The sequence below is a fragment of the Thermocatellispora tengchongensis genome (genome assembly GCF_014202315.1).
Classification (GTDB): domain Bacteria; phylum Actinomycetota; class Actinomycetes; order Streptosporangiales; family Streptosporangiaceae; genus Thermocatellispora; species Thermocatellispora tengchongensis.
In genome coordinates this window covers 82,163-105,761 of the sequence record NZ_JACHGN010000017.1, presented here as the reverse complement: position 1 = coordinate 105,761, position 23,599 = coordinate 82,163, and the positions used below count along the sequence as shown (strand labels likewise).

Here is a 23,599-nt window from a genome sequence, read left to right as displayed (position 1 = left end):
CCCGGCACCGGACGGCCCGGCCGGACAAGCGGCGCGGGTACCGATCCACCGGCTCAGGAATCGCGCAAGATGGCGAGATCGCTGACGGTCGCCACGTGCGCGTGCATCGCCGAGGCGGCGGCCTCCGGGTCGCCGCTCCGGATCGCGGCGGCGATGCGGCGATGCTGCTCCAGTGACTCGCCCGGCCTCCCCGGCTGGCCGAGCGACTCGATCCGGGTCTCGGTGATCTCGGCCGAAAGCTCCAGCATCATCCGGCCGAGAAGCGGGGAGCGCGCGGCAGCCGTGACCGCCGCGTGGAACCGTTCGTCGCCATCCACCCCACGGCCGCCCCGCTCGATGTCGGCGGCCATCTGTTCGAGGGCGGCCTCCATCTCGACAAGGTCCGCGGCCGTGTGCCTGACGGCCGCCAGGGCGGCGAGCTTCGTCTCAAGCGCGTCGCGGGCATCGAGGACCTCCGGCAGCCGCCGTGCGTGCTCGCGAATGGCGTCCGCGATCCGCCCCATGCCCGCACCGGAGGTGATGACGGCGCCATCGCCATGGCGGACCGTCACGGCGCCGACCACCTCCATGGCCACCAGGGCCTGGCTGATCGTGGTGCGACTGACACCCAGACTGGCCGCGAGCTGCCGTTCGGGCGGGAGACGGTCTCCCACCTTGAGCCCGTTCTCCTCGGCCCAGGTAGCGATCTGACGGGCCACCGTCTCGTAGAGCCGGGGACGGGTGATCGGCCGCATCTGACTGCGCATGGGCTCAGTGTATTGACATCCACGCCCTCTGGCATATTGGGTGGGCCACTGGTCCACTCAGCCACTTCTGTGAGGCGTTCGTGTCCGCACTCTCTTCCGCACCCTTGACTCCCGCATCCGGTCCGCTCCGGGACGTCACCGTCGTCGACCTCTCCCGCGCGCTGGCCGGGCCCCATGCGACGATGATGCTCGGAGACCTGGGCGCCCGCGTGATCAAAGTGGAGGCCCCCGGCCACGGCGACGACACCCGCCGTTGGGGACCGCCTTTCCTCGCGCCCCTGGGGCAACGTGCCTACGAGGTCCGCCGGGAGGCCGAGCAGGGCAGCGAGTCGACGTACTTCCTCTCGGCCAACCGCAACAAGGCGTCGATCGCGCTCGACCTCAAGACACCCGAAGACCGGGAGACCCTCCTGCGACTGATCGACCGCGCCGACGTCCTGGTGGAGAACTTCCGGACCGGGGTGCTGGAGCGTCTCGGCCTGGACTTCGACACGCTGCTGCAGCGCAACCCGCGCCTGATAGCCCTGTCGATCACCGGCTTCGGGCACGACGGCCCCGAGGGGGGCCGCTCCGGGTACGATCAGATCGCCCAAGGTGAGGCCGGTTTGATGTCGTTCACGGGCCCGCCTGACCAGCCGGCCAAGGTCGGCACCCCGATCTCCGACATCCTCGCCGGCATGTACGGCGCGTACGGCGTCCTGGCCGCGCTGCACGAGCGTGAGCGCACCGGACGGGGCCAGATCGTCCGTACCTCCCTCCTGGCGGCCACCATCGGAGTGCACGCCTTCCAGGGCACCCGATGGACCTGCGCGGGTGAGATCCCCGTCCCCGAGGGCAACCACCACGTCTCCATCGCGCCGTACGGTCTGTTCCGCTGCGCCGACGGTGAGGTCCAGATCGCGATCGGCAGTGAACGGCTGTGGCGGGACTTCTGCGCCGGCTTCGGCATCGACCCCGGCATGGACGGGCTCGGCACCAACCCGGAGCGGGTCGCGCGTCGCGCCGAGGTCATCGAGCTGATCAACCGCGTCTTCGCCGAATGGAGCACCGAAGACCTGATCGCGCGACTCGACCAGATCGGCGTCCCCGCGGGACGGGTGCGTTCGCTGGATGAGGTCTATGAGTGGGAGCAGACCCGTAGCCAGCGTTTGCTCATCGACGTGGACCACAGCTCACTCGGACGACTCGTCCTTCCCGGGCCGCCCTTGCGGTTCTTCTCCCCCGACGGCGAGGAGGTCACCAGGACCGAGCATCAGGCCCCTCCGACCCTCGGAGAGCATCAGGACGCCGTCCTGCGGTGGCTGGAGGCAGCCCAGTGACCGGCGCGGCCGTCCGAGCCGGCGCCCGTGAGGTCATCGAGGCGGTCGTGGACGCCGGGAGCTTCGAGTCGTGGAACACGCCCCCGACCGGCACGGGAGCCGACGCCGACTACGCCGCGGCGCTTGCCCGTGCCCGGGAGCGCAGCGGCGTCGATGAGTCGGTGCTGGCGGGGTGCGCTCAGGTGGCCGGCCGTCCCGTCGTACTGATCGTCGGCGAGTTCGGCTTCCTGGGCGGCTCCATCGGGACCGTCGCCGCCGAGCGAGTCGTTCGGGCCGTGGAGCGTGCCACCCGGGCGGGCCTGCCGATCCTGGCTTCGACCGCCTCCGGCGGCACGCGGATGCAGGAGGGGACCCCGGCCTTCGTCCGGATGCTCGACATCGTCGCGGCCATCGCGCGGCACCGCGCCGCGGGCCTTCCCTACCTCGTCCACCTGCGCCACCCGACCGCCGGAGGCGTGATGGCCTCATGGGGTGCGCTCGGGCAGATCACCCTGGCCGAACCCGGCGCGTTGCTCGGCTTCCTCGGCCCACGGGTCACCGAACTCCTGACGGGCGCCCCCATGCCGGAAGGCGTGCAGACCGCCGAGAACCTCGCAGCCCGTGGTCACGTCGATGCGCTGGTCCCCATCGAAGGACTCCGCCAGGCCATCACGCCGATCCTGGACGCGCTCCTCGACCGGGAGGAGCCTTGCTCGCCGACGGCTCCATGCCCGGCGATCCGCCCTCTGGACGCCGATGCGGCGGAGGTGTGGGAGTCGGTCGAGGCCACCCGCGGACCTGACCGCCTCAGACTCTCGGATCTCTATCGGAGCGGAATCGACCTGCTGACCCCGCTCGCCGGCACCGGCCATGGCCGACCGGCCGTACAGGTGAGGCTCGCCCGCGTCACCGGTATCCCATGCGTTCTCATCGCCCAGGACCGGCATGCCGAGCACCCCCTGGGCCCTGGCGACCTGCGCGCCGCACAACGCGGTATGGCGCTTGCCGAGGAATGGAAGCTGCCGCTCATCACCCTGGTCGACACGGACGGCGCCGACCTGTCCCCCACCGCCGAGAACGGCGGGCTCGTCTTCACCATCGCACAGTGCATGGCCGATCTGCAGAACCTGACGGTGCCATCCGTGTCGGTTCTGCTCGGCCAGGGCGCAGGAGGCGGAGCCCTGGCTCTGCTGGGAGGCCGACACGTCGTGGCCACCCAGCGCTCCTGGCTTGCCCCGCTGCCGCCCGAGGGAGCCAGCGCCATCGTCCACGGCGATACAGCGCACGCGCCTGAGCTGGCGAAACGGCAGCGGATCGGCGCCCCCGACCTGCTGGCCGCCGGGATCGTCGACCGATTGGTACCAGAGCCGAAGGGCCAAACCGCTCACGAGCTGGCAGACGCGGTGGTCATGGCCACAGTCTCGGCTCTTCTGGAACAGACGGGCCTGAAAGCGACGACGACGGCGGCTCCCCAGTGACCGCAACCCGGCGGGAAGCGGGTCACGACGGCCCGCCCGCCACGAGAGGCCGGCGGGACCGGCCAAGTGGGCAGCCCGCGCATGCTGGGCGATCCGGATGAGGTCCGCGCCTACCAGGGGCCCTGTCCGCTCAGGCCGTCGTGGAACTGCCGGCCGACTCCGTCGTCCAGAAGCCGCCCGCGGCCGAGAAGGCCGAAGACAAGTCCGAAACCGATTCGAAACGACGGCTGAGGCCGCCGCGGCCGTGCTTCCCAGATTCGACTACGAGCGGCACAACCTGGGCACCTGCAACGACAAGCAGACTCCGAGCGGGCTGGTCTATACGGCGGAGGGGAGCTCAAGCCGTACAGTGCCTGCTGGACCAGGTGGCCAGGCTGAGGCGATTGGGACGCCGACCGGAAGCAGAGCGTCGCCGCCGGACGGCCGATCCCCGTGCAGTGGTCGATGTGTCAGATCCGATAACGATGGCGGTGGTTGCGTAGGCCGTGACGGCTTTGCCGCACCTCCGGGCGGCCTCAGCGCAGGAAGCGTTCCGAGACGGCCGGCATCGTGATCGCGTGTCCGGCTCGGTCGATGAGCTCGGCCAGCGCCGGGATCGGCCTTGGGCCTGTTCGAACGCGGAGATCGTGAGCCACCACAGTTGGCGGGCGCCGAGGAACGGCGTGTCGGTTTCGTGGACCGCGGTGCTCGGCCGGTTGCGGGTGTGCCGGAAAGCGCGCAGGTGGTGGCCCAGCTCGGTGTCCTCCTCGCCCGCCCAGCCGGCGTTGCCGTCCAGGTGGACGAACTGCAGGAATTGGATGCCGGCGGGGCGGTCGAACACGTTCCACTGGGCGTCGGCGGGGTGACTGTCGCCGTGGGTACGCGGCCTACTGGTGAGCACCTCTTCCTCGCTGGAGAAGAATCGGTTTCCGGCAGGTCCTGCAAGGACGGCTCGTCCGGCGTGACGTGGTCGACGTACTGGGGGGCGCGCAGCATTTCGGCGGCGGTGGCGGGCGAGTCGAAGCTAAAGATCGCCACGCCTTCGTACTCGGCCTGGCCGGAGCCGAGCGGCGGGGTGTCGATCTGGTGGACCTGCACGTAGTTCTCAGTGCGTGTTTGAGAAGATCGTTCAGGTCCGGCGTGGTGGCGTGACGACCGGCTCACGGGCGGCCAAGGTGTCCGGATGCCCCCTCAGCGCTACCCCTCGGACCTGACCGACGCCCAATGGGAACTCATCGAGCCCCTGCTCCCCGAGCCCAACACCGGTGGACGCCCGGAGAAACACCCACGCCGGGAGATCGTCAACGCCATCCTGTACGTGGTCCGATCCGGCTGCCCGTGGCGGTACCTGCCCACCGACCTGCCTCCCTGGCAGACGGTGTACTGGTACTTCCAGCAGTGGGAGCAGGCCGGAGTGACCGAGACGCTGTTGCGCGAGCTGCGCGTCAAGGCCCGCCGCCAGGCCGACCGCGCGGGTGAGCCGTCAGCGGGGATCATCGACTCTCAAAGCGTCAAGGGCGCCGACACCGTCGGGCGCGACAGCCGCGGCTACGACGCGGGCAAGAAGGTCAACGGCCGCAAGCGGTTCATCATCACCGACACCACCGGCCTGCTGGTCACCCTCGCGGTGATGGCCGCAACTGGCAGGACCGCGACGGCGCCAAGACCGCGTTGCTGTCGGCGTACCCGGCCACATCGATCCGGCATGTCTTCGCCGATCAAGGGTTTGCCGGCCGGTTGGTGGAGTGGGCTCGTGACAGGCTGCGCACCACGTTGGAGATCGTACGTAAGCCCTCTGACCAGCGAGCATTCAGCGTCATCGCACGCCGTTGGGTGGTCGAGCGGACGTTGGCGTGGCTGACCGCCTGCCGCCGTCTGGCCCGTGACTACGAACGGGATCCGAAGGTCTCCGAGGCTCTCATCCGCTGGGCGGCCATCGCTGGAATGGCACGCCGTCTCACCCGAGTTGGCCCTGCCCGGCGACAGGCCAGAATCGTGTGCGACTGATCAAGATCATCGACCTCAAACACGCACTAAGGCATATCGGTAGGATAATGCGGATATTTCACCAAATCGACATCACAAGATAATCACGTTCTAAGCCACAAGCAATCTATTTCCTCCTGGCACGCGACATTCCATCGTGAGAATGCACGCGAGGAGGACGAGCATGGCCGGCGGCCCGATCGGCTACGCGGTGATCGATGTCGAGACCACAGGGCTGCGGCCTTCCTGGCACGACCGGATCATCGAGATCGGCATCGTCCACACCGACACCGCCGGCCAGGTGACCGGCGAATGGAGCACGCTGGTCAACCCGGAGCGCGACCTCGGCCCGCAGAGCGTCCATGGCATCAGCGCCTCCGACATCCGCCACGCCCCGGCGTTCAAGGAGATCGCAGGCACCCTGGTCGCCCTGTTGCGGGACCGGATACCGGTGGCCCACAACCTCCGGTTCGATTCCGGCTTCCTGCACCACGAGTTCACCCGCATCGGCGTCCCGATCCCGCCGCTGCACGACCTCGGCGTGTGCACCATGACCGAGGCCCGGCGGTTCCTGCCGGACGCACCGCGCAATCTCGCCGGCTGCTGCGCGATGGCCGACATCCCGCTCGACGGCCGGCACGACGCGCTGATCGACGCCCGCGCCGCCGCGCGACTCCTCCGCCACTACCTCGACCTGACCCACCCGGCCTCTCCCTGGCCGGTTACCCTCCGCAGCGCGGCCACGACGACCTGGCCGGTGCTCGACGACACCGGCACCGCCTGGGTGCGCAGAGGCGTCTCGGCCGAGCGCGAGAACCACTTCCTCGCCCGCATCCTCGACCGCCTCCCCCAGACGGCACAGCCCGTCCGGGCCGAGCCCTATCTCGCCCTGCTCGACCAGGTGCTCCTGGACCACCACATCTCCGCTGCGGAGGCCGACGCCCTGGTGGAACTGGCCGCGTCACTCGACCTGGGCCGGGCGGACCTGGAGCGGCTGCACCGCGACTACCTCACCGCAGTCGCGGGCGCGGCCTTGGCCGACGGGATCATCACCGACGCCGAACGCCACGAGCTTGAGCTTGTCGCCCGCCTGCTCCGCATGTCCCCCATGGCCGTGGAGGAGGCGCTGAAGGAGGCCGCCGTATCCGCATCCGCACCTGTGCCCCGGTTCCAGCTTCGACCGGGCGATCTCATCGTATTCACCGGCGAAATGGACGGCGGACGCGAGACGTGGGAGCGGCGCGCCCGCCAGGCCGGCTATCAGCCGCACGCCAACGTGACCAAGAAGGTCCGGCTCCTGGTCGCGGCCGACCCCGACTCCCTGTCCGGTAAGGCACGCAAGGCGCGCGCGTATGGCATCCCGATCGTCACGCCCGACGCCTTCAGCCGCATGCTCGGCTGAAACGGACCTGACCTTCCGCGAATGATCGGAGCATCACCTGGTGCGATCGTGGTACCCCCGGATGGCCGAGATCAGGGGCGTCGGGTTCGCCGGCAGCCCCGGTGTGGACCGGGCACGCCGCACCATGACCGAGGCCCGGCACGGCTCGCGGTGCTTTCCGTCATCAGCGTCGGACAGGAGGCCGGCCGGTCACGCGATCGACAACCCCCGGCGAGGACCAATGCGCCACCCGCTTCGTCGATCCCGGCAAGCTCATCCACCAGCGACCCGCCGACATCGACGACCGCCAGGTGGCCGGCCACTGGGAGGGCGACCTCATCGTCGGGCAGGGCAGCCGCTCAGCGATCGGCACGCTGGTCGACCGCACCACCCGTTACGTGGTGCTCCTGCACTTGGCCGACGGCAAGTCCTCCGAGCACGTCCGCGACGCCCTGATCGAGCCCTTCGCCGGCCTGCTCCGCGATTTCGCCCGCTCGCTCACCTGGGATCAAGGCAGCGAGATGAGCCGCCACGACGAGTTCACCGCCGCGGCAGGGGGAATTCGGGGCGGCGGCTGATTCGTTCGCGGACGGCGGTGGAGCCGAAGCGCTGGTCGATGAGGCGTGCTGCCTCGGCCCACTGCTTCATGGTCTTGGCCGGGCCCAAGGCGTTGGTGACGATGGGGTCGCTCCATCGTGCCTTGGCGCGCTTCCACAGCACGTCGGGGGGATCGGTGAGAATGTTCCCCACCGTTCCCTCGTAGATGGGCATCGCCCGCACCTCGCCGTCCGGCTCAATTTGCAGGGCATTGAAGACGATGCCGCGGGCGATCAATTCGGGGTGCATTTGCAGGATACGGTTGTCGGTCGTGCCCACCATCACCGAGGCAGGCGCGAGGGCTCGCAGCCGCTGGGCGTGGCTCGGGTCGTTCAGCCGGTTGATCTGTTCATCGGTGAGCAGCTCGTGCTCGTCGAATCGCGGGCGGCTTGCCAATCCCCCCGGTACTGCCGCCCCGAAGGCAATGAACTGAAGATGGCTGAACCGGGACGCGATGGCCTCGCAGAACAGCTCCATGTGATGGAAATTGCTCTGCAGCAGGACGCAGTCGATGCCGAAGTTGAGGGGCGGTTGTCCGTTGGACTTTCGCTCCGCGCTGACCTCGTCGAGAATCGTCAGCGCCCGCATCGCGCGGGAGAATGAGCCTTGCCTGCCGCGAATGCGGTCATGCACCTCGGGGGTCGCACCGTCCACGCTGACCACGACCTTGTCGCAGACGTCGGCCAGCTTCCGGGCGATGTCGTGATCCATCAGCCAGCCGCTGGTGTAGACGGCGACTTTCAGGCCGGCGTCAGCCATGCGTTCGATGACCTTGATCAGGTTCGGGATCAGCAGCGGCTCGCCTCCGGCGATCGCGACTCCTGCCGGCCGCATGGCGGCGATGGCCTCTGCGACGCGCAGCATGCCGCCCTCGCTCAATCGCCGTGCGGGCCGCCTGCCCGACTCCGAATAGCAGTGAACGCACCGGAGCGGGCACGCGTAGGTGATGTCCCAGATCACCTCGTCCGGCCTCTCGTGACTTGCCATTTCGTATCTCCTTCGAGCTGCGGTTGTTCTGATCGCTGGGCATGCGTGCTACTGGGCGGCCCAGATGCTCCTCCGGCCGGCTTGGGCGTCGGCCAGCAGCGCGGCGATGAGGCCGAGTTTCCGCTGGTAGTCAGATCCCCGGCGGTGTGACGACGCCTGACCGCCACCCCCGATGCCAGTACGGCTCGCAGCAGTTGGTGGCGCAGGGCGCGGGAGACCCGGGCGAGGATCCTTACGGCGGTGAGGCCGCTGACGACGCCGGTCAGTGCCGACAGCACGAGCAGTCCCGTGAGGGCCGCCATCGGCCATGTCAGGTCGTCTCCGGCGAGAATGCCCTCCATCGCTCGGGCCGCGAGCGCGGGCAGCAGCAGCGAGACGCCCACCGCGATCGGTCCGCACACGGTGTCGATCGTGGTGCCGCCCGGCGCGAGCCGCATGACGTGAAGGATTGTCCTCATGCCGGGGCTGTCTGCGTGGCGAGCGCGAGGTTGTCCCTCACAGAGCTGAGCAGGAAGTCCACGACCTCGTCGAGCAGCGCGCTGCCGCCCCGGCCGCTCAACGGGTAGTGCTCCCCGCCCGCTATCTCCCGGTAGATAAACCTGCGGTCTGCCGTCAGCCTCTGGGCCAGGGCGCGCGAGTGCTCCACAGGGATGACGTCGTCATGCTCGCCGTGGATGACCATCAGGGGCGCCTGGATCTGGGGGCCCAGGCGGAGCAGATCTCGTGGGCCAAGGTCGTCGTCGAGGTCGGTACAGCCGCCCAGCCGGTCGAGGAGCGACCGCACCGCGGGCGAGCCGTCGGCGTACAGTCGGGAGCCGGACAGGAAGGGGCCGACCACCGCGCAACTCGACCACATCGGTGGGTCCGCCGCAGCTGCCAGCAGGGCCAGGAACGCGCCATACGACGCGCCGAACAGCATGGGCGCCGGGTGCCGCGGGTAGTGGCGCGCCGTGTTGACGGCGGCGAGGAGGTGGCGGATGTCGGCTAGATCGGGGCCGCCCCACTGATCCACGATGGCGGCTCGATGCGCGGCCCCGTAACCGGTGCTCCCCCGCTGGTTGGGCGCGATCACACTGATTCCCGCCTGGGCAAAACGCTGGAGGGTGGGGTCGAAGCTCAGGTCCCAGGCGGCTTCGGGGCCGCCGTGCAACGCGATGAGCACATGTTTGTTGTGCCGCCAGTCCGGACCGTAGACGACGGCCTCCATCGTCCCGGCGGGCCCATCGAAGCGCTCAAGCCGGGCATCGCACCAGGGCAAGGTCTCCGGCGTGTCGTGTCCCTCCGCCCACTCCGCGGCGGTGCCGGACGGGTCGACGGCGAGCACGCCGGAAGGATGCGTGGGGGCGGAGTAGCTGACGCGCAGCGCGCCCTCGGTCCAGGCGCTCGCGAACCCGATCACTCCTGGCGGAATTGGCTGCTCGCGCACCTTGCCGGTGCGCCGCTCGTGGATCAGCAGACGGGAACGCGCTCCGTCGGTGACCTTCAGCGCGAGTCGATCCCCGGCCGGGTCGACGGCCAGCGGCAGCACGACGCCCTCGATGTCGTTCAGCTCGCCTGGCACGCGAGCATGCGCGTCACCGGGGGTGAGCCAGCCCAACTTCACGCCATCCGGGGTGTCGACCGCGACCAGCACGTCCCCCGTCGCGGGGGACGACAGCAGGACCGCGCCTACGTCGTGGGCGAACGGTGTCACAGCGGCGTTCGTCAGATCCAGTACGACGGCTCGGCGTTCGCCGTCCACGATTTGATTGGCCGCGAGCTGGCGACCGTCAGGCGTGAGGCGGCACTCCTTGGTGATCATACCCGGTAGGCCCACGACCGGTTCGAGGCCCTCGTCGGTGAGCCGCTGGATGACCGTGCGGCTGTCCGTGTAGGACACCAGCATGGCCGGCACGGCCGGATCGGGGCTCGGAAAGGCGCGCAACCCCTCGGCTCGCACAGTGGTCACCCGATGCTCAATGTGGCCGCCAGAATCGGACGGGGTTATGACGGTGACCTCATGGGTGCCGGATCCAGGCCGTAGCAGGACAATCCTTCCGTCCTCCGCCGGAATCACCTGCGCCGGCACCACGACAGCGGCCGCCGTATCGACCCGCCGGACGTCCGCGTGCCCCCGCTCGAACGACCATGCCTCAATGGCGATCCGGCCGTCGCCGTCGATGGTCAGGCACGCGGCATGTTCCCCCCGCGCGGAAAATCGGAAGCCGACTCGATGAACCATGTCGCCCGGAGCTACACTCACCACAATCCCCAATCCGGCTTTCGTCAATGGATGGGCCTGCCAGGCAAACGCCATCCCGCTCTGTCCAGGCGGCCCGGCGAGATGCCGGCCCCTCCCAAGCAGAGCCTTGAGAGGGACCGGCACGTACCATTTATCTGAAATCCGTCAGACGATCAAACAGAGATCAGAGAAATGTCGCCGTCGACTAGATCGTCGAACCCTGGTATTCACAGGTAATTATGAGACACGTCGCGAAGCACGGGTAAAGGCCCACGACCGTGTGCTCTTCAGCGGGCAGCGTGTCCAACGCCATGATGTCGATCTCCACAAGAATCACCTCCTTCCTGTCTGACGAACACTTTCGAGGGGCAGGCCCCCGGAAACCGGCTGCTACCCCCTGCTGAATAACCCTTGCAGGCGTCGAGGCTGCTTTCTCGAGGCTCTGCTTGGTAGGGGCCGGGCCGCCCGGAAAGAGCGGGCAGCCCATCCGTTGGACGGTGGACTAAGGGAAAGCTGATGTTCACGACCTCAGGGAGAATGCGTCGGGTAGCCATGGCCGTGGACCACCGTGCCGCAGTCGAATGAGGAAGGCCAGGATTCCGGATAGGCCGTTACCGAAGTACGCGAAGCTATCGGTGCCGGACACATCGGGAATCACCTGGCGCCCATCTCGGTGAAAACGCCGCAGATAGGCGGCTCGGGCGAGCTCCTGCGCCCATTGGCGATAGCGCGGGGTTCCGGTAGCCTCGGCCATGTCGATCAGGAACTCACCGCCGCCGGCCAGGCCGCAGCACTGGCCGAGCATCGTGGACCATTGGGATCGGCGGATCGCGGTGGCGGCCTGATCGAGCAGCGGGCAGAGGCTTTCGTCGCCGGTATGGCGCCACATCTGGAGCAGGAAGGCTCCCACGCCGCTTGATCCGCTGCACCAACGGGTGTGCAGGGTTTCATCGCCGGGCTCGGCGCCCCAGTAGGCGGCGTCGTCCTTCATATGCGCAGCCGACACCAGCGTGTCAGCCGCCTGCCCCGCCAGATCGACGTAGGAGCTGTCGTCGAGTGCCCGTCCAGCGGCGAGCAGGAAGGCTCCGATCCCCGCCGCCCCATGGGCGAAGCCGTAGTGGACGACGCCGGCCAGGGAAGAGTTGAAATCCTGCGGGATCGGCCACAGGATCTGTCCGTCTCGATGTTCGGCTGCCGCCAGGAGAGCGTCGGCCGCCGTCCGCGTCCGGGCGAGGAACTCTTCGTTTCCGGTCTTCTCCCAGAATCGTAGCTGGGCGAGACCGGCCCCTGCAGTGCCGTGGCAGACGTCGGGGTTAGGCCAGGAAAGGGGCACGCGCAGCGCGAGGTCGGTCGCAACGTCGACCAATCGCCGGTCGTTGAGCAGTTGGCCCGCTTCCAGGAGCGCCCATGCCGTGCCCGACCGGCCGAATTGCAGACCGGGGAGCAGGCGAGGCTCGTACGGCACGGCACGGCGGATCCAGTTCGCCGCGATGGCGACAGTCTCTCCTAGCGCCGTGCTCGGCCGAACCTCATAGGCACGAGTGAGCACGCCCAGCACCCCGGCGGCGCCGTGCTGCACGTTGAGCGGATCGGTCGTCCGGTCCATGGGCGTGGCCGGCCACAGTCGTGCCTCGTTCTCCGGCTCCATGGTCGCGATCAGATGATCGATCCCGTCGGCGATCAGCCCATCGATGGCCGCGTCGCTGATCTGCTCGGGTTTCGAAGAGACATCAAATGAAACGGCATGGGCTTCCTTCATGAGGTCGCGTGCGGCCGCCAGGCCGGGACGCCGCCCGGGGTCCTCATCCATGAGCCCGAGGATGACGACTGCCAGGCGACGGACGACTGGATTGCCGATCGACATGTGCGCCAGCCAGGCCCGCAGGCGCTCGTGCGTCGTACGCGCCTGCGGCCGCTCGGGCGCGAGCAACGGATCGACCCCGCTGGCCAGGTAGAACAGGGTCGCGCCCAGGCCGTACAGGTCGACGCTCTGGTCGGGGGCGGGGCCCAGACCTGTCACCGACACCTGCTCGGGAGCGCCGTAGGCGGGAGTGAACGCCCGCACCGTGGTCTCGCCGGGGCGGGCGGCGAGTTCCACATCGATCAGGCGCAGGTCGCCTTCGGGGGTGACCATCAGATTGTCGGGAGTGAAATCCTGAAAGACCAGCCCGCGCCCGTGCACCTCCTCCAGCAGGTCGATCAGCTGCGAGGCCAGCCTGACCGCCTTACCGGTCGGAGGTCCCCAGGCGACACCGTCGGTGAACCGCAGTTGGGTCCACACCCATTCCCGCAGGGTGACACCGGTGACCGCCTCCTGCACCAGGAACAGGTCCCCTTGCTGGTCGAACAGACCGACCAGGCGGGGCGTCACCGTCGACGTGCCCAGCGTCTCCAGCAAGGACGCCTCGCGCCTAAGCGCGTCGCGGATGTCCCTCCCGGTCATGTCGCCGCTCACGTGAGCTCTGGCCTGCTTGACGATCACCTGCTCGCCGGTCACCTGATCCGTGGCCCGGTAGACACCGCCCCTGAAGGCGTGCCTGACCGCAATGCTGACCGCGTACCGTCCATCCAGCAGGACCGTCGTTGGTGCGGCGGCCTGGCCGGTGGCACCAGCCGGCGCGGACTGGAAGGGGTCGCGTGGCGCCCAGGTCGGCGGGGTGAACCATGCCTTGCGCTTGTCGAGAACCGGCTCGCCCTCGGGGTTGACCAGCATCGCCTCATACGACCCGTCGTTGCCCAGCATCGGCAGCCCGTGAAACGCGCCGAACCGATAGTGCACCAGGCTGCCCTCACGGTAACGCCGATCGGACAGAATGGCGGGGCCGGGCAACCCCGCCGTCGACTCGTGCAGCTCATCGGCCAGCAGGCGCAGCCGCTCCTCGTCGCCCTGCGGGTATGCCGTGATGAACTTGCCGCCGCCACCTCGGTCGTAGCGCGCTGACGTCAACTGCCGCACGGCGTCGAGGGTGTGCGCGAATTTGAATTCGCATCCGTGTCGGACCAGCACGTCGGCGGCCCGGGCCAGTACGTGAGGAGCGGACAGGACCGTCGCCGACAGGTGCAGCTTCCAACCCTGGATGGCCTGCCGTCTCGGCTGCCGACCAGGCCGCACATTGCACCAGAAGTTGCCCGGCTCTACCCGCCAATCGGCGGCTTCGTGGCGGCCGATAATGGCACGTACGCAATCCTCCAAAATCGTGTCTTCGACTGCCGTGCTCTGTGCACGTGGTGTGGTCATAGTTGTTCTTCCGTCGGTGATGAGATAACAGTCCGACCGCTTTGATCTGCCCTTGCCATCGACTCGTTTTCGTTGAGTTTTGATCGCGGAGTTGCTGTTGGCCTCGTCTCCGTACTGGGCGGAGCGTGTGTGCAACAGGTATTTCTCGGGGGCGGAACAGAACGGATCCGGGCCAGCACCCAAGAGAGGGAGGCGACTGTCCGGGTGGCCGATCGGCGCGGCCATGAGAGTTTGGGCGGCCCGGACCTGAGAACCGCGCAAGATACCCTCGCTGGCGTCTTCCAACGGCTCGCAGGCGCCGTCAGAGGCCAGCAGCAGACGCGTAGGCCAGGGTGACAGTCCTGGTGCCGATGACCGGTTGATCGGTGACGTCGCCAAGGTAGGAGGGGACGGCGTTCCGATCGTGCCAGCGGGCCCGCGGTCCCGGTCGAGCAGGACCTGCCGCAGGTTGTGGTTCTTGGTCAACAGCCGCAGTTGACCGGTGGGCCTGAGGAGGTAGGCGCGAGTATCGCCACACCAGGCGATCTCAAGATCCTTGCCGACAGCGTCGACCACGACAACTGCGACGGCGGACGGCGTCTCCTCGCCATCACACTCCTGGCGAACGCGCTCGACTGCAGCCACTGCGTGCACGGTGCGAAACCCTGCCTCGGCACCCCGCAGGGCGGCGGCGCGGGCGAGGCGGCGGGCGGCACGGCAGGTCCAGGTGCGGATGATGTCAGAAGATCCGATCCCGTCAAGCATGACGTAGGCGCAGGTGCCGGCGTGGGTGAAGATGGCGGTGGCGTCACACTGGTGGCTGCGGTCACCGATGAGCTGAGCGGTAGCGCTGACGCTCATAACGGCTCCCATCGAGGCTGGTTCTGATCAGGCTGCGCAGGCTGAAAAGGAAGCCGCGGCGGCGTGATGAGTTGCTGGAGCACTAGTTGTAATCGGCCGTTCATGGCCCGGTCTGCGTCGTTTTGCACACTGCGGCGAAGGAACTTCGCGCAGGCCCGGTGATCGCTTCGAGGCGCCACACCTCCACTTTTAGTGCCGCTTTTGTAAGGGCTGCTGCGCAGCCATACGCTCACGAGCATGGAAACGTTTCCGATGATGGTCACGATCACGGCCATTAACGCAGGATCCATGACAGCCACTCACTCACTCCCTCCCCATCCCCTCCCCGCGGAGCCCATTGCCGCTCCGCGTGGCTTGGCGGAAGGTGTCCGTGCAGCCCTTGATCAGGAAGAAAGTCATACGAGTCTTGCTCGCCGGTCACTACGGCGCGTCTGCTCCACGCCGCGCTGAATCATCTTCCACGGCTGGGCCGCTACCCAGCCCACCGATCCGGGCCGCACGCCCTGACGGCACACCTATCTATGTTTATCCTGGGTAATCTGTCGGCCAGTAAGACCCCGGCGATTCAGGCGTGAGCGGCCAGGAACAAAGTCCAGTTGTGCTTCACGCCGCCCCATGCCTCGTGGGCCAACCCGATCGAGCCGCAGTTCAGGCCGCTACGCACCCTCGTGATCTCCGGATCGGACCATCCCAAATCATGTTGCCTTGGCTCGTGAGCTGCAGGTTTACCTGCGATGGCGCAATGCCAACGCCCGCCATCCCAAGGTCCTGGCCGTCCAACGTCGCGAAACGGGCTCGCGTCCAGACGAACGTCGGCAACGGTGGGGTCGACCTCGACGCGAAGCCGCGTGATCAAACCCGGTGAACGTTCGTGGTCAGCCGACTAGTGTCCTGAGGCAGTAATTCGTCGACAATATGAGAAGAGGGCGTCGAGGATCTCTTCGGCGGTCTTGGCCCAGACGAAGGGCTTGGGGTCCTCATTCCAGGAGGCGATCCAGGCGCGGATGTCCTTCACCAGCGCCTGCACCGTCTTATGGACGCCGTGTCGCAACGTGCACGGCCGGAATCGGCCTGCAGTGCAAGATGGCGACAATGGGGGTTATCGCCGGGCACAGCAACTAGGCGCCTGCGGGAACCCTTCGGACTCGTAATCCGCCCGATCGCGTCGGCGCCCTTGCCCCGCCTTGGATCTACGCGGCGGATCCGGTGGCATTGACCGCCCGTTGGCTCGACCTGCTGCCTGCCCCATACGCGGAGGACCGCCGCTCGCGTCTCGGGAACCATCATCGCGTGAGCAGGATCGACCTTGTGGGTCACATCGCTGATGCCACTCGCTATGCGTCCTTCGCTGCTTCTTGCACGGGGTGAATTCCGGCCAGTGCGAGGCTGAGCAGCCGGTCGGCCTGGGCTGCACCGTCGGCTTCTCCTTCCGCGACCAGGGAGATGGCGTTGACGAGTTGAAGCAGATCCGTGATGGAGACGTCGGAGCGTACGGCGTTTGCGCGGCGGGCTCGGGCCAGCAAGTCCGCTCCAGCGTTGGTGATCATTGTGCGGCATGAGACACCCAGCGCGGAGTCGCTGTCCTGGGGACTGTGCATCAGCGAGGCAGCCAGACCTCGGTTCGACACGGCGTGCCGGGTGACGGTTCTCAGCCAAGTCTCCAGCGCGCGTCCGGGATCGGGGTCGGTGGCCAGGTCGGCTGCGGTGGCGCGCAGAGCCTCGACTCTGTCCCGGAAAACGGCTTCCAGCAGCTGCTGCCGTGCGGGAAAGTGCCGGTGCAGCGTGGCCGACCCGACGCCTGCCCGGCGGGCGATCTCCTCCAGGGATGCGTCGGCTCCGTCCTCGGCGATGGCCTCGGCGGCCGCGGCCAGGATGCGGTCGTAATTGCGGCGCGCATCCGCGCGCATCGGCCGCGCGGGCGATGTCCGATGACTGTCTGACGGCATGTGATTCTCCGACGGGCCTTGCAAAAACGGGGCGGCCCTCCATATTCTACTCACCCGAAACCGGAGGACTCCCCCAGTTAGATGGACACCCTCCACGCATGCCCATGATCTGGAGATATGTCGTGAAGACCATTGTCGTCATAGGAGCAACTGGCCTGCAGGGTCGTACGGTGACGGCACACCTGCTCGCCGATGGCTGGTCGGTGCGGGCGGTGACGCGTGATCCCGATGCCGCCGGAGCCCGCGCGCTGGAGCAGGCGGGGGCCGAGCTCGTCCGCGCCGATATGGACGACGTCGCCTCGCTCCGCGCCGCTGCCGAAGGCGCGTACGGCCTGTTCAGCGTTCAGCCCACCGTAGGCTCTCCAGGCACCCCGGAAGGTTTCTCCGCTGAGGACGAGGTCCGCTGGGGCCGCAATGTCGCCGACGCAGCACACGCCTCCGGCGTGCAGCACCTTGTCTACGCGTCCCTCGCCGGCGCCGGCCGCCACAACACCGAAAAGCTGCCACAGAACATAGTGAGCAAGTGGCGAATCGAACAGCACATCAACCGGCTGGGCCTGCCCGCGACATTCCTGCGCCTGGTCTCGTTCATGGAGAACTACACCGGTGCGTACCACCTGAGCGACGGCGCCGTGACTACCGCATTCGCCGCTGACGTGCCGCAACAGATCATGGCCGTCGACGACGTCGGCGCGTTCACCGCACTGGCCTTCGCTCAGCCGGGCGAGTGGATAGGCCGCGCTGTGGACCTGGCCGGAGACGAACTGACCCCGGTCCAGATCGCTGCGGCCATTTCTGAGGCGATAGGCCGGCCTCTACCATACGTTCAGATCCCGATCGAGGCGATCGCCGCGATGGATGAGGAACTCGCCTTCGCTTCCACCTGGCTCAACGAACGAGGATGGCGCGCCGACGTGGCCTTCACCCGCGCCCTGCACCCGCGCCTGATGGACCTGCGCACCTGGCTGGAGCGGAAAGGAGCAAACCAGATCGCCAGTTTTCTGGCCGCACAAGATACCTGAAGGGTGTCAAACCTGGGCCCAAGATTTCGACCTGCTCTTGCATGACTGCGCCCAGTTGGTCAGCCGGCTCGTTGATACTCGTCGATCGGCCCGCCGAGGACGTGGCAGCGCTCGATTTGGCCCGTCGACAGCGGGACCACGTCGGAGTCGATGTCGGGGGGAGCTCGAAGGCCCAGGGTGCTGTGTGGCCTGTGCCGATTGCAATGACCGGCGTATTCGTCCAGCCCCGATCCGGTATCAGGAACCGGGACGCGCCAGCCCGGTCCTTCAGATCGGCGAGGAGGTTTCGGGCTTACTGGGCAGCTCGTGTGCCCTCAGGGTGGGCGGTCACGCCGAGCACGTGCACGAAACGGGTGCCGACCTCCACCACGAAGACGACGTACAACCGGCGCAGCGTGACTGAGACGGTGTCCACCGTGAAGAAGTCACAAGCCAGCGTGCTCGCGGCTTGGGCGCGGAGAAGATCACGCCAGTGATCGTCGGCCGTCTTGGTGCCGGACCAAGCCGCGCTTGTTCAAGACTAGGCGGATCGTTGCGCTGCTCACTCGATCGGCCAGTGGAGCTCCACGAGCCTTGAGCATGCTTGAGCCCGGCCACTGCTTCGACCAGGGCCGCAGTACAAACCTGCAGCTCACAACTGTGCACGGAGTGTTGACTCCCTTCAGAGTTGTGCCTGCGTGCGGGACCGGAGCCCACATGGTATGACGAGCAAGCTCGCACTCCGCCGGCTCAAGGGCTTCCCACTGGCACTCCGAGCCATCGGTACAGGGCGTCGGCGAAGAACGTGGCGCCTGATCCGGCCCAGCCGACGTAACGCCCGGCGAAGAAGGGGCAGTGCGGTGATGAGCGGGATCAGATGTCCGGCACGGCGCGGGTGGAGGGCTCTCCCCCGCGCCGTGAAGGATGCGGTCACGCGATCCGGTGCCAGAACGACCTGAGCGCATGGCACTGGTCCCGCCGCCGCGAGAGGATCACGAGCCGTTTCCCACCGCCTTGGCGAACGAGGTGCCACAGCGGAAGCTCTCCGGCCGGTCCGGATCACCGCCCTGGTAGACCTGCACCTGCGGATACGGGCACAGCGCCCGCTCGCGCACGATCTTCCCGTCCTCGCCGGTGTGCGCGGCCGGCAGCGTCCGCGGCGCGACTCCTCGCTCGACCCACGCCACCAGCGCGCCGAACGGATCGGTGGGCTTGGGGCCGGCACCGCCGCCGCAGTGGTCGACGCCGGGCGCGAGGAACAGCCGGAAGAAGTCGTCCGTCCGCTCACCCGAGATCTGCCGGACCTCCTTGTAGTAGTGCACGGACTGATCGGCGGGGAACGCCCCGTCGGCGAGCCCGTGCCACATCAGCAGCTTGCCGCCCCGGTTGGCGAAGGGCTGAAGCACCGGGTCAGAGCCCGACAGGATGTCCAGCCGGCTGCGGTACATCGGGCCGAACACGTTGATCAGCTCATCGGTGGTCGAGGTCCGCCAGTCGTAGGCGGGATCGTGCTTGAGAAAGTTCTGGATCGGCCAGCCGGTGTACGTACGGCTGTTGTTAAGGTCGACGCCGGGCGTGTAGCCGTACCAGACGAACCGGCCGGACTCGGTTCGCGGGCCTTCGAGGATCTTGGTCACGACCTCGATCTCACGCGCGGTTATCTCCCCGCAGGGAAGAGACCGGCCGATCTGCCCGTTCAGCACCTCGCGGTAGTCGCAACCGGCCGGGTTGCTGACGAGGCCGTCGACCAGGCCGTCCTCGCCGTCGCACGCCTGCACGATCGTCTCGGTCAAGGCCGTCATCTTGCATTCCGGGATGAAACCGCCGAACGCGTCGTTCTGCAGGAACGCCGGCCAGGACATCGTCATGTTCAGCCGCTCGGCGCCGTAGATGGCCGGCGCCTCGGCCAGCACGCCGTCGAAGTCGCCGGGGAACCGCTGGGTCATCTCCAGCCCCTGGCGCCCTCCGTTGGAGCAGCCCCGCCAGTACGAATAGCGGGCCGGTGACCCGTAGTACCGGTGCACGACGGCCTTGGCGAGGACGGCGTTGTCGTGCACGCTGCGGTAGGACCAGTTCTCGAACAGCTGCCAGTTGAACCTGCCGCCGGTCAGGAAGATGTGGATCTGCGGCTTCTCCACGGACAGGCCGGCGTCGCTGACGGTGACCGCGTAGCCGTCCTCGAGCGCGGAGACCATCGACGGTGCGCCGTAGGTCGCCCTCGTGCCACCCCCGCCGACGGCCTGGAGCCGGCCGTTCCAGTCCTTGGGCAGCCAGACCCAGACGTGGACGTCGTCGGCCGGCAGGCCCTCGGTCCCCTCACGCCCGTGGGTGAGCGCGATCTCGACCTCGCAGAACACGCGGTCGGGCACCGTCGTGCCGGAGGGCGGGGTGATCAGGGCTTTGCCTCCTCCGGGGTTGAGGGCGGCGCGTACGCCGGTGATCCGGGCGCCGGGCACGGTGAGCCGTTCGAAGTGCTCCGCACGGCAGCCTTGTCCGCGCCCGATCTGTTCCGTTCCCGCCTCGGGCCGCTCCGGCGGGCCGTCCGGTGCGGCTGCCGCATCGACGCCGCCGGCCGCCACGAACACGGCCGCCAAAAGCGCCGCGAGAGTCGCGCGCCGCCCTCTCCGTCTGGCCATCGGACCTCCCATTGGGGCGAAGAATCACTACTTATCATGCATATGATTAGCCCGATGTGATTCAAGTGCCCGCCAAAGCCCGTGTCAATACCGGCCGCGCGGCTCTCAGGGGGCGGCTCTCAGGGGGGCGGCACGAGGCGGCGGCCGGGGCGTGCCACGCCTCCTCCACCTGGGACAGCGGCATGGGCAGGGGGCCACGGCCAGGTCGCCCGCGGTGATCCGTTCGGCGAGGATGCCGGCCGCGCCGTCCTGGTCTCCCTCACGCCGTCTCCCTTACGCCCCTGGGCAGGGAACTCACCGAGCGGGGCGCCGCCGGCCGGAAGGGGTGAGGGTCAGGCGATCCAGACGGTCTTCATGTTGCAGAACTCGCGGATCCCGGCCGGGCCCAGCTCGCGCCCGTAGCCCGAGTTCCGGATCCCGCCGAAGGGCAGCTCCGGATAGGAGACGGACATGCCGTTGACGAAGACCGCACCCGCCTCCAGGGCGTCGATCATGCGACGCTCCTGCTCGGGGTCGCTCGTCCACACCGAGGAGCTGAGCCCGTACGGCGTGCCGTTGGCCAGCGCGACCGCCTCCTGTTCGTCGCGCGCCCGGTACAGGACCGCGACCGGGCCGAACGCCTCCTCGCGGAACAGCCGGCACTCCGGCCCGACGCCCTCCAGCAGGGTCGGCGGGTAGTACCAGCCGGCGGTGTCCGCGGGCGTGGCGGCCGTGGCCAGCACCCGCGCGCCGTGCGCCACGGCGTCGTCGACCTGCGCGGCCAGCTCGTCGCGGCCCCGGGCGGTCGCGATCGGGCCGATGTCGGTGGCCTCGTCGAACGGGTCGCCCACGGTGAGGGCGGCGATCTTCTCGGCGAAGAGGCCGGCGAACTCGTCGTAGACGTCGGTGTGGACGATGAAGCGCTTGCCGGCGATGCAGGACTGGCCGTTGTTGTTCATCCGCGCGGCGAGCGCCGTCGCGGCCGCCTTCCCGACGTCGGCGCTCGGCATCACGACGAAGGGGTCGGACCCGCCGAGTTCGAGCACCGCCTTCTTGATGGCGCGCCCAGCCGCCGCGCCGACCGCGCGGCCCGCGCCCTCGGAGCCGGTGAGGGTGACGGCGGCGATCCGCGGGTCGGCGATGATCCCCTCGACGACGTCCGAGCCGGCCAGCAGCGCGCCGAACGCGCCGGCCGGGAACCCGCCGCGCGCGAACAGCGAGTCGAGGTACAGCGCCGAGTCCGGGACGTTCGGCGCGTGCTTCAGCAGGCCGGCGTTGCCCGCCATCAGCGCGGGGGCCGCGAACCTGATCACCTGCCAGATCGGGTAGTTCCACGGCATGACCGCCAGGACCACGCCGAGCGGCTGGTAGCGCGTCAGCGCCCGCCGCGCCCCCACCCTCTCCGGCGCCTCCAGCGGCGTGTCCGCCAGGAACGCCGCGGCGTGGCCGGCGTAGAACCGCATGGTCCGCACGCTCTTGGCCACCTCGTCCCGGGCCTGGCGGATCGGCTTGCCCATCTCGGTGACGATGGCGCGCGCGACGTCGGCGGCGTCGGCTTCGAGCAGTGCGGCCGACTCTCGCATCCATGAGGCACGGGTGGCGAAGTCGGTGCCGCGCAGGACGCGGGCGGCGTCGTGCGCCGCCCGTACGCGCCGCTCGACCTCGGGCGGGGTGTGCGCGGCGGCCTTCCTGACCACCTGACCTGTCGCCGGGTCGGTCACGGCGATCGGGGGCGCGGTCGGCGGCTGGGTGGCGGTCGTCATGCGAAAGGGCCTTTCTTCGCGGAGTGGGTTCAGTCCGGCCCGGAGGGCAGGACGTCGAACAGCTCCGGGTGCTGGGCGAGTTGCAGGCGCGTACGCCGGATGTGGCCGCGCACGACCAGGTCCGCCTGGTCGGCGTCGCCCTCGCGCAGGGCCCGGACCAGCATCCGGTGCTCGTCGTGGACGATCGTGCTGCGCTGTTCCAGGAAGACCTGGGTGAACATCAGCCGATAGTGATGGGTCATGTTCCACATCCGCTGCACGATCTCGTGCAGGACGACGGTTCGGGCTCCGGAGTAGGACAGGGCGTGGAACTCGCGGTCGAGCCGCAGGAAGTGCTCGGCGCGGCCCGTGTGCGCCATCTCCTCGGCCAGGTCGTCCATCCGGTCGAGGATCTCGGGCGTGAGGCCGGGCAGGCTCGCGCGCAGGAGCAGCGGCTCGACGTGCTCGCGGATCTGGTAGAACTCCTCGCACTCGCCGCGGCTGAACCGCGCCACCCAGGCCCCGGAGTTGGCGACGAGCCGCACCAGGCCGTCGGCCTCCAGGATGCTCAGGGCCCCGCGCACCGGGATGCGGCTGGCGCCGTACTGCGCCGCGATCTCCTCCTGCCGGATCCTGCTGCCGGGAGGCAGCTCCCCCGACAGGATCGATGCCCGCAGACCGTCGGCGATGCGCCGGCTGGCCTTGCCGTGCCGCGCGCTGTCGGCGCTGGTCGCGATTTCCGGGCCCGGGGATGTCACCGGGGCGCCGGCCGGGTGCTTGTCGGTCATGGAGTACAGCATGCCTAACGGGCCGGGCGGGTCGGATCCCACAGGATCACCGGCGCGCCCGCCTCGTACGCCTTGCCGCCGGGGAAGCTGACCAGCTCGAACTGCATCCCCCACGGCGACAGGAAGTAGATCCATCTCTGTCCCGCGCTGGCGTTGGCGCTCGCGACGGGCTCGCCGAGCACCCGTACGCCCCGAGCCCGCAGGTAGGCGACGGCGGCGTCGAGGTCGTCCACGTAGAACGCGATGTGATGCCCGCCGATGTCGCTGTTGCGCGGCGGCGGCCGTTGCCCGTCGGCGGGCTCCCACTCGAAGACCTCGAAGTTGGAGCCGAACCCGCAGCGGTAGAAGCGCAGCCTGCGCATCACCGAGCGCGGATGGACGTTGAGCTGCTCCCGCATCCAGTCGTCGTGCTCGTGCGCGAACGGGCCCAGCTCGTAGACGCGCCGGCACCCGAGCACCTCGACCAGGAAGGCGTCCGCCTCGTCCAGGTCCGGCACGGTGAACCCGATGTGCTCGGTCCCGCGCAAGCCGGGCAGTGGCATGGATCTCCTCCTCCGGTGGGTCGGCTGGGGCCGCCGCCCACAGCGGGCGGCGGCCCCATTGGATACATTACGACCGCAGATCCCGCTGTCAAGGGCCGTTTTCCGAGGATACGTCTTGCGATTGGATCCGATCGTGCGTAGATTGCGAGTCTCCGACGCGGCGAACGGCGCGTCGGCGGCAATCGACGGCGGTGAGGAAGCTGATGCCACGAAA

General features: G+C 68.5%; 20 protein-coding genes and 1 pseudogene. 7 read left to right on the top strand and 14 right to left on the bottom strand.

The window, feature by feature from the left end:
• Nucleotides 1–53: 53 nt before the first annotated feature.
• Nucleotides 54–746 carry a FadR/GntR family transcriptional regulator gene (locus tag HNP84_RS34295; RefSeq protein ID WP_185054208.1) on the bottom strand — a complete coding sequence of 231 codons (693 nt, stop codon included), beginning with the start codon at nucleotides 744–746 and terminating at the stop codon, nucleotides 54–56.
• An 80-nt stretch (nucleotides 747–826) separates the two neighbouring features.
• Between HNP84_RS34295 and HNP84_RS34290 the strand changes: the two genes are divergently transcribed.
• From HNP84_RS34290 to HNP84_RS57080, 6 genes and pseudogenes are all read left to right on the top strand, one after another.
• Entirely contained in the window at nucleotides 827–2,065 is a 1,239-nt protein-coding gene (locus tag HNP84_RS34290) for a CaiB/BaiF CoA transferase family protein (protein WP_312926419.1), read from the top strand.
• Complete coding sequence (locus tag HNP84_RS56370; protein ID WP_185054206.1) at nucleotides 2,062–3,522, top strand: carboxyl transferase domain-containing protein; 1,461 nt, start codon at nucleotides 2,062–2,064, stop codon at nucleotides 3,520–3,522. Before HNP84_RS34290 ends, HNP84_RS56370 begins: the two co-directional genes overlap by 4 nt.
• Nucleotides 3,523–4,123: 601 nt before the next feature.
• A complete protein-coding gene (locus tag HNP84_RS34280) occupies nucleotides 4,124–4,603 on the top strand; it encodes a hypothetical protein (protein WP_185054205.1) in 480 nt (159 codons plus the stop codon).
• Between the two features lie 81 nt (nucleotides 4,604–4,684).
• Nucleotides 4,685–5,508 (top strand): IS5 family transposase gene (locus tag HNP84_RS34275; protein WP_221337132.1). Its coding sequence is split into 2 segments (ribosomal slippage): nucleotides 4,685–5,144 and nucleotides 5,144–5,508, totalling 825 coding nucleotides; the frame shifts between segments, so codons are not numbered across the junction.
• Between the two features lie 163 nt (nucleotides 5,509–5,671).
• Nucleotides 5,672–6,889, top strand: coding sequence for an exonuclease domain-containing protein (locus HNP84_RS34270; RefSeq protein WP_185054204.1), 1,218 nt, complete (start codon nucleotides 5,672–5,674; stop codon nucleotides 6,887–6,889).
• Between the two features lie 131 nt (nucleotides 6,890–7,020).
• A pseudogene (locus HNP84_RS57080) lies at nucleotides 7,021–7,425 on the top strand (IS30 family transposase); the annotation flags it as partial.
• Here the strand turns inward: HNP84_RS57080 and HNP84_RS34260 are convergent.
• From HNP84_RS34260 to HNP84_RS34230, 8 genes are all read right to left on the bottom strand, one after another.
• Nucleotides 7,409–8,452, bottom strand: a complete 1,044-nt coding sequence (locus tag HNP84_RS34260) for a radical SAM protein (RefSeq protein ID WP_185054203.1) — start codon at nucleotides 8,450–8,452, stop codon at nucleotides 7,409–7,411. The pseudogene HNP84_RS57080 and the gene HNP84_RS34260 sit on opposite strands and share 17 nt — an antisense overlap.
• Entirely contained in the window at nucleotides 8,422–8,889 is a 468-nt protein-coding gene (locus tag HNP84_RS34255) for a 6TM ABC transporter family protein (RefSeq protein ID WP_221337131.1), read from the bottom strand. Before HNP84_RS34255 ends, HNP84_RS34260 begins: the two co-directional genes overlap by 31 nt.
• A gap of 17 nt (nucleotides 8,890–8,906) precedes the next feature.
• Nucleotides 8,907–10,748, bottom strand: coding sequence for an alpha/beta hydrolase family protein (locus HNP84_RS34250; RefSeq protein ID WP_185054201.1), 1,842 nt, complete (start codon nucleotides 10,746–10,748; stop codon nucleotides 8,907–8,909).
• 130 nt (nucleotides 10,749–10,878) lie between these two features.
• Entirely contained in the window at nucleotides 10,879–11,160 is a 282-nt protein-coding gene (locus HNP84_RS56885; protein ID WP_376772002.1) for an ALQxL family class IV lanthipeptide, read from the bottom strand.
• 33 nt (nucleotides 11,161–11,193) lie between these two features.
• Complete coding sequence (gene lanL, locus HNP84_RS34245; protein WP_185054200.1) at nucleotides 11,194–14,751, bottom strand: class IV lanthionine synthetase LanL; 3,558 nt, start codon at nucleotides 14,749–14,751, stop codon at nucleotides 11,194–11,196.
• Nucleotides 14,748–15,050, bottom strand: coding sequence for a hypothetical protein (locus HNP84_RS34240; RefSeq protein WP_185054199.1), 303 nt, complete (start codon nucleotides 15,048–15,050; stop codon nucleotides 14,748–14,750). The genes lanL and HNP84_RS34240 overlap by 4 nt, the downstream gene beginning before the upstream one ends.
• Nucleotides 15,051–15,634: 584 nt before the next feature.
• On the bottom strand, nucleotides 15,635–15,778 hold the full coding sequence (locus HNP84_RS34235) for a hypothetical protein (protein ID WP_185054198.1): 144 nt from the start codon (nucleotides 15,776–15,778) through the stop codon (nucleotides 15,635–15,637).
• A 307-nt stretch (nucleotides 15,779–16,085) separates the two neighbouring features.
• Nucleotides 16,086–16,697, bottom strand: coding sequence for a TetR/AcrR family transcriptional regulator (locus HNP84_RS34230; RefSeq protein ID WP_246519090.1), 612 nt, complete (start codon nucleotides 16,695–16,697; stop codon nucleotides 16,086–16,088).
• A gap of 122 nt (nucleotides 16,698–16,819) precedes the next feature.
• Here HNP84_RS34230 and HNP84_RS34225 point away from each other — a divergent pair, with 122 nt between their 5' ends.
• A complete protein-coding gene (locus tag HNP84_RS34225; RefSeq protein ID WP_312926410.1) occupies nucleotides 16,820–17,719 on the top strand; it encodes an NmrA/HSCARG family protein in 900 nt (299 codons plus the stop codon).
• Nucleotides 17,720–18,011: 292 nt separating this feature from the next.
• On the opposite strand, the gene HNP84_RS55440 is transcribed toward HNP84_RS34225, so the two are convergent.
• The 5 genes from HNP84_RS55440 to HNP84_RS34200 form a co-directional block, all read right to left on the bottom strand.
• Nucleotides 18,012–18,134: a hypothetical protein gene (locus HNP84_RS55440; RefSeq protein ID WP_281396370.1), complete on the bottom strand. Its 123-nt coding sequence runs from the start codon at nucleotides 18,132–18,134 to the stop codon at nucleotides 18,012–18,014.
• Nucleotides 18,135–18,690: 556 nt separating this feature from the next.
• Nucleotides 18,691–20,334, bottom strand: coding sequence for a tannase/feruloyl esterase family alpha/beta hydrolase (locus HNP84_RS34215; protein ID WP_185054196.1), 1,644 nt, complete (start codon nucleotides 20,332–20,334; stop codon nucleotides 18,691–18,693).
• A 332-nt stretch (nucleotides 20,335–20,666) separates the two neighbouring features.
• On the bottom strand, nucleotides 20,667–22,076 hold the full coding sequence (locus tag HNP84_RS34210) for an aldehyde dehydrogenase family protein (RefSeq protein WP_185054195.1): 1,410 nt from the start codon (nucleotides 22,074–22,076) through the stop codon (nucleotides 20,667–20,669).
• Nucleotides 22,077–22,105: 29 nt separating this feature from the next.
• Complete coding sequence (locus HNP84_RS34205) at nucleotides 22,106–22,843, bottom strand: GntR family transcriptional regulator (RefSeq protein ID WP_185054194.1); 738 nt, start codon at nucleotides 22,841–22,843, stop codon at nucleotides 22,106–22,108.
• A 14-nt stretch (nucleotides 22,844–22,857) separates the two neighbouring features.
• Entirely contained in the window at nucleotides 22,858–23,385 is a 528-nt protein-coding gene (locus tag HNP84_RS34200; protein WP_185054193.1) for a VOC family protein, read from the bottom strand.
• Nucleotides 23,386–23,599 lie beyond the last annotated feature (214 nt).